Source organism: Citreimonas sp., assembly GCF_042096055.1.
Lineage (GTDB): Bacteria > Pseudomonadota > Alphaproteobacteria > Rhodobacterales > Rhodobacteraceae > Citreimonas.
In genome coordinates this window covers 1-5,370 of sequence record NZ_JBELMH010000131.1, presented here as the reverse complement: position 1 = coordinate 5,370, position 5,370 = coordinate 1, and the positions used below count along the sequence as shown (strand labels likewise).

The window sequence follows — 5,370 nt, the reverse complement described above, 5'->3', positions numbered from 1 at the left end:
ATCGCCACGCTGCGGGCTGCGGCGCCGTGGCAGCCGTTGCGCCGCCGCGCGCGGCCCGACGTGCCGGGGCTGATCATCCATCCGTCGGACATCCACATCCGCCGCTATCAGGATCATTCCGACCGGCTGATCGTGTTCGCGGTCGACGCCTCGGGCTCGGCCGCGATGGCGCGGCTGGCCGAGGCGAAGGGCGCGGTCGAGCTTATGCTAGCCGAGGCCTATGCCCGGCGCGACCACGTGGCGCTGGTCGCGTTCCGCGGCGAGGGGGCCGAGGTGGTGCTGCAGCCGACCCGCAGCCTGGTCCAGACCAAGCGCAAGCTGGCGGCGCTGCCGGGCGGCGGTGGCACGCCGCTGGCCGCCGGGTTGCGCGCCGCGATGGAACTGGCCGCGCGCGCCGCAGGGCAGGGGCTGTCGCCGTCGCTGGCGCTGCTGACCGACGGGCGGGCCAACGTACCGCTGCCCGGCCGGACGGGGCGCGCCGCCGCGGCCGAGGACGCGCAGGCCATGGCTGCTGCCATCCGCGCGCGCGGGATCGCGGCCGCGGTGGTCGACACCGGCAACCGGCCGACGCGCGACCTCGCGACGCTGGCGGCGACGATGGGCGCTGCCTACGTGCCGTTGCCGCGCGCCGACGCCCACAGCCTGTCGCGCGCCGTCGGTGACGCGCTGAAACGCTGATGCAGTCGCCCGAGGCCGAGCGCTGGCCGCTGGCCGAGCATTCGCGAATCGTGCGCGTGCGACCGCACGCGTGGCACGTGCAGCAGGCCGGGCAGGGGCCGGACATCCTTCTGCTGCACGGCACGGGCGCCTCGACGCATAGTTGGCGCTACATCTATCCGCTGCTGACCGGTTCGGCGCGCGTTATGGCGATCGACCTGCCCGGGCACGGCTTTACGCGGCTGGGCAACCGGATGCGGTCCTCTCTGGACTGCGTCGCGGACGACGTGGCCGCGCTGTGCCGGGCCGAGGGGATCGCGCCGGCGCTGATCGTCGGCCATTCGGCCGGCGCGGCGGTGGCGCTGCGCGTGGTGGACAGGATGGGGCAGGGCGCGCGGGTGGTCGGCATCAACCCGGCGCTGAAACCGTTCGACGGCATCGCGCGCACGCTGTTCCCGATGGCGGCGCGCGCACTGGCGATGATGCCGGGCCTGACCGGGGCGGCGGCGCGCCAGATGCGTGATCCGTCCCGCGTGCTGAGCCTGCTGCGCGGCACCGGGTCTCAGATTTCCACGGAGCAGGCGAACCTCTATGCCCGGCTGTTCCGCGACCGCGTGCATGTGGACGGCGCGCTGCTGATGATGGCGCAGTGGAAGCTGGACGGGTTGCTGGCCGACCTGCCGCGGATCGCGGCGCCCACGCTGTTCCTGACCGGGTCGGGCGACCGTATGGTGCCGCCGGTGACAGCCGTGCAGGCTGCGGACCGGATGCCCGATGCCGTGGTCGAGAGCATCGACGGCCGCGGCCACCTGCTGCACGAGGAGGATCCGGGCGCGGTGGCCGCGCGCGTGCTGGACTGGCTTCACCGCGGCGAATGTGGGCTCAGCGGCGCTTCTTGAGATAGACGTAATAGGCGCCTTCGCCGCCGTGGCGGATATGCGCGGGCGCGATCTGCAGCACCGCCTGCGCCACCGGCGCCTGGCGGAGCCATAGCGGAACCTGCCGTTTCAGCACGCCGCGCCGGTCGGGCATGGGCTCGTACGGGTCCTCGCGCCGACCCTTGCCGGTGATGACCAGCACCAGCCGGAGGCCGCGCGACTGTCCGCGCAGGATGAAGGATATGAGCCGCGGATGCGCCTCGTCCAGCGTCAGGCCGTGCAGGTCGATCCGCGCCTCGGGGGCGAGCTTGCCGCGCTTGAGGCGGGTATAGGCCTTGGAATCCATGCGCTTCGGCTGCGCCTCGAGCCACTTGCCGGTCGGCTGCGGCATAGGCTGGGTGGCGTGCCTGGCCGGCGCCGCCTGGCCCAGCGTGAAGGGCTGGACGGGCGCCGGATCGGGCTTGGCCTGTGGTTCGGCGCGGGCCTGCTTCTGCGGCGGGTCCGACCAATGGCGGCCGCGCTTGTGCAGCGGGTCGGTGCTGCGCGCGATCTGCTGCCACAGTTCCAACTCGTCGGGGCGCAGGCGCCGCCGGCTCATGCCGGGTGATCCTGCGGCAGCAGCGCGTAGGCGCGCTGGATCGGAAGAAGCACGACCATGCGGCCGGCGTCCTTGACGCGTCCGGCGCGCTGTCCGGCCGCATCGCCGGTGCCGAAATAGATGTCGGCGCGTTGCGCCCCCTTGATGGCCGAACCGGTGTCCTGCGCGACCATCAGGCGGCGCATCGGCTCGTCGCCCGCCTTCTCGATCCAGACGGGGGCGCCCAGCGGCACGAAGGCCGGATCGACCGCGATGGACCGCAGCGGCGTGATCGACCGGTTCATCGCGCCCAGCGGACCCTTGTCCGCGGGCACCTCGCTGACCTCGCGAAAGAAGACGTAGCTGTCGTTGTGGAACAGCAGCTCGCGCCCTTCGTCGGGGTTGCGGCGAACCCAGTTGCGGATGACCTCGGCCGAGACCTGGTGCGCCTCGTAGACTCCGCGCCGCACCAGTTCCTGACCGATCGAGCTGTAGGGATGGCCGTTGGCACCGGCATAGCCGACGCGAATCGACCGGCCGTCGGGCAGGCGGACGCGGCCCGAACCCTGCACCTGAAGGAAGAACGCCTCGACCGGATCGTCGACCCAGGCGATCTCCAGCCCGCGCCCGGCCAGCGCGCCAGTGGTTAGGATCTGCCGTCGGGTCAGCCACGGGCGGGTCTCGAGCGCCTCGGGCGGCATGGCGTAGAGCGGATGGGTGAAGCGCGGCGTGCGGGTCAGCGAGCCGTCGAGTTCGGGTTCGAAATACCCGGTGAAGAGAGGATCCGCACCGTCGGAGATCATCACGGGGCGAAAGAACAGCTCGAAGAACTGCCGCGCATCGCCGGCGTCGTCGGCGATGGCGCAAAGCGCGCGCCAGTCGGGATCATCCAGATCGCCGCAGGTGCTGCGGAAGACGTCGAAGGCGGCCTGGTGATCGTCTTCGGCCCAGCCGGCGAGATCTTCGAAATCGAGGATCGCGTAGCTGGGCCCCTCGGCGGCTTGCGCGGAACCGGTCATCGCGGAAACCGCGAGAAGGGCCGCCGCAAGCCTGCCAATCATTCGTCCGTGGCGACGAGCTGCCAGTTCGGATCGTCGCTGCCCATCACGCGGGCGAAGGTCCAGATGTCCTTCTGCCGCTTGATCGCGGTGGCCGAGCCCTCGATGACCGTGCCCTCGGAATCCTTCACGACCGAGGTCAGCTCGCCGATGAATCGCACGGTGATCTCGGCGCGGCGGGTTTCCTGGTCGAAGGTCGCGTCGTGCAGCGCGGTCTCTCGCACGCCGACGAACTCGGCCTCGATGGTCAGGCCCTGTTCCTGGCGCTGCTGCACCACGTCGGCGAATGTCTCGTAGACGTCCGGCGCGAGGAAGGGGATCAGCTCGTCCACGTTGCCGCGCTCGAACCCCATCAGGATCATCTCGTAAGCGCCGCGGGCACCGCCGAGGAAGTCGCCGACGCCGAAGGACGGCTCGACGCGCTTCATCTCGGCCAGGGCGCGAGCTGCGGGCGATCCCTCGGGGACGTGATCAACGATATCGTGATCGGGGCCTCCCTCGATCACCTCGAAGTCGGGGCGGTTCGCGGCGCGGTCGCGCGCGCTGCTGCCGGGCACCGCTGGCTTCTCGTAGCCGTCGCGCGACCCCAGCACGCTGCGCAGGCGCAGCACGAGAAAGACGGCGATTCCGGCCAGGACCAGAAGCTGCAGAAGGGAGGAATTCATCGGCACCTCGTGTGGGTGTGCATGGAAATTTCGCGGCTGGTTTCCTATGTAGGCACGGCAGGCGGCCAAGTCCACCTGAACCCACGTCCGGAGGTCGCGCCCATGTGGCTGTTTCTCGCCTTTCTGCTGGTCCCGCTGATCGAGATCGCACTGTTCATCCAGGTCGGCGGTCTGATCGGCCTGTGGCCGACGCTGGCCATCGTCATCCTGACCGCCATCGCCGGTACCTGGCTGGTGCGCGCGCAGGGGCGGATGGCGATCGGGCGACTGCGGTCGAGCTTCGAGCGGCTGGACAACCCGTCCGAGCCGCTGGCCGACGCGGCGATGATCCTGATCTCGGGCGCGCTGCTGCTGACGCCGGGCTTTTTCACCGACGCGGTCGGCTTCGCGCTGCTGGCCCCGCCGGTGCGGCACGCGGTGTTCCTGTGGGCGAAGAAACGCGTGAAGGTTCAGCGCTTCTCGATGGGGCCGGGGCCGCAGGACGGGCCGTACCGCGACCCGCACGGCCCGGGCCGCCGCCCGCGCGACACCGTGATCGAGGGCGAATATTCGGAAGTGCCGCGCGACAAGTCGCCGAACCATCCCGGATCCGGCTGGACCCGTCACTGACGCGACCCGCGCGGCGCCCGGCCACGCCAAGCATTGAGGCCGGGCTGCCGCGCTGCTATGCCCTCGTCCGACCTTGACACAGCGGAGACACCCCATGGCAGAGAGCGACAACGGCGCAACGCAGCCGCAACAGCCCCAGCAAGCGCAACAAGCGCCGAAGATGAACGTGCTCGCGCAGTTCGTGCGCGACCTGTCCTTCGAGAACATCCTGTCGCAGAAGGGTGCCGGCGGCGACGTGCAGCCCGACGTACAGGTGCAGGTCAACCTCGACGCCAAGAAGCGGTCGGTCGAGAACCAGTACGAGGTCGTGCTGAAGCTGAAGGTCGACAGCAAGTCGAAGTCGAACGGCGCGCAGCTGTTCCTGCTCGAGCTCGACTACGTCGGCGTCTTCAACATCGAGAACGTGCCCGAGGATCAGCTGCACCCGTTCTTGCTGATCGAGTGCCCGCGCATGCTGTTCCCGTTCGCGCGCCGGATCGTGTCGGACATGTCGCGCGACGGCGGCTTCCCGCCGCTGAACCTCGAGACGATCGATTTCCTCGCGCTCTACCGTGCAGAGATCCAGCGCCGGCAGGCAGCGAAGCAGACCGAGCAGGGCGAGACGCCGGTCCAGTGACCCAAGCGCTGCGCGCTCAGGCCTGGTGCCAGAGCGCGTTTTCCCCGAGCTTCTCGACAAAGGCGGCGTGAGCCGCCTTTTCCGTTTCCGACAGGCGCGGCGCCAGCGGTTCCGGCCGGGGGCGCGGGCGCCAGTCCGAACCGGTATCGGCCTGTGCCGCACGCTGGCCGGGCGAGGCAAGGCCGAAATCGGGCTGCTTGCCGCCGATCAGCTCGAGATACACCTCGGCCAAGATTTCCGAGTCGAGCAGCGCGCCGTGCAGCGTGCGCGCGGCGTTGTCGATGCCGAAGCGGCGGCACAGCGCGTCCAG

General features: G+C 70.3%; 7 protein-coding genes and 1 pseudogene. 4 read left to right on the top strand and 4 right to left on the bottom strand.

Translation table 11 applies throughout. The features are described 5' to 3' along the window. Window positions 1-678, top strand: a 678-nt coding sequence (locus tag ACFDTC_RS17295; protein WP_375260122.1) for a VWA domain-containing protein, incomplete at its 5' end; no start/stop codon positions are given. After that, window positions 678-1,556: an alpha/beta fold hydrolase BchO gene (gene bchO / locus ACFDTC_RS17290; RefSeq protein ID WP_375260121.1), complete on the top strand. Its 879-nt coding sequence runs from the start codon at window positions 678-680 to the stop codon at window positions 1,554-1,556. The genes ACFDTC_RS17295 and bchO, both read left to right, overlap by 1 nt. Here bchO and ACFDTC_RS17285 read toward each other — a convergent pair. From ACFDTC_RS17285 to ACFDTC_RS17275, 3 genes are read right to left on the bottom strand one after another with little or no spacing between them, the layout of a single operon-like run. Further along, the gene (locus ACFDTC_RS17285; protein ID WP_375260120.1) at window positions 1,540-2,133 is read right to left on the bottom strand and encodes a Smr/MutS family protein; all 594 of its coding nucleotides are present in this window, start codon (window positions 2,131-2,133) and stop codon (window positions 1,540-1,542) included. The two genes, bchO and ACFDTC_RS17285, sit on opposite strands and share 17 nt — an antisense overlap. Continuing rightward, on the bottom strand, window positions 2,130-3,131 hold the full coding sequence (locus ACFDTC_RS17280) for a murein transglycosylase A (protein WP_375260119.1): 1,002 nt from the start codon (window positions 3,129-3,131) through the stop codon (window positions 2,130-2,132). The genes ACFDTC_RS17285 and ACFDTC_RS17280 overlap by 4 nt, the downstream gene beginning before the upstream one ends. Before the next feature lie 38 nt (window positions 3,132-3,169). Next, entirely contained in the window at window positions 3,170-3,835 is a 666-nt protein-coding gene (locus ACFDTC_RS17275; RefSeq protein ID WP_375260118.1) for a Tim44/TimA family putative adaptor protein, read from the bottom strand. 102 nt (window positions 3,836-3,937) lie between these two features. Between ACFDTC_RS17275 and ACFDTC_RS17270 the strand changes: the two genes are divergently transcribed. Together ACFDTC_RS17270 and secB are read left to right on the top strand one after the other, a co-directional pair. After that, complete coding sequence (locus ACFDTC_RS17270) at window positions 3,938-4,444, top strand: FxsA family protein (RefSeq protein WP_375260117.1); 507 nt, start codon at window positions 3,938-3,940, stop codon at window positions 4,442-4,444. Between the two features lie 94 nt (window positions 4,445-4,538). Next, on the top strand, window positions 4,539-5,060 hold the full coding sequence (secB, locus tag ACFDTC_RS17265) for a protein-export chaperone SecB (protein WP_375260116.1): 522 nt from the start codon (window positions 4,539-4,541) through the stop codon (window positions 5,058-5,060). A 16-nt stretch (window positions 5,061-5,076) separates the two neighbouring features. Here secB and ACFDTC_RS17260 read toward each other — a convergent pair. Further along, window positions 5,077-5,370: pseudogene (locus ACFDTC_RS17260) on the bottom strand (DNA polymerase III subunit epsilon); the annotation flags it as partial.

Bases quoted from the DNA above. Each gene is read 5' to 3' on its own strand.
- ACFDTC_RS17285 (WP_375260120.1), bottom strand. From the start codon at position 2,133: ATGAGCCGGCGGCGCCTGCGCCCCGACGAGTTGGAACTGTGGCAGCAG.
- bchO (WP_375260121.1), top strand. From the start codon at position 678: ATGCAGTCGCCCGAGGCCGAGCGCTGGCCGCTGGCCGAGCATTCGCGA.
- ACFDTC_RS17270 (WP_375260117.1), top strand. From the start codon at position 3,938: ATGTGGCTGTTTCTCGCCTTTCTGCTGGTCCCGCTGATCGAGATCGCA.
- ACFDTC_RS17275 (WP_375260118.1), bottom strand. From the start codon at position 3,835: ATGAATTCCTCCCTTCTGCAGCTTCTGGTCCTGGCCGGAATCGCCGTC.
- secB (WP_375260116.1), top strand. From the start codon at position 4,539: ATGGCAGAGAGCGACAACGGCGCAACGCAGCCGCAACAGCCCCAGCAA.
- ACFDTC_RS17280 (WP_375260119.1), bottom strand. From the start codon at position 3,131: ATGACCGGTTCCGCGCAAGCCGCCGAGGGGCCCAGCTACGCGATCCTC.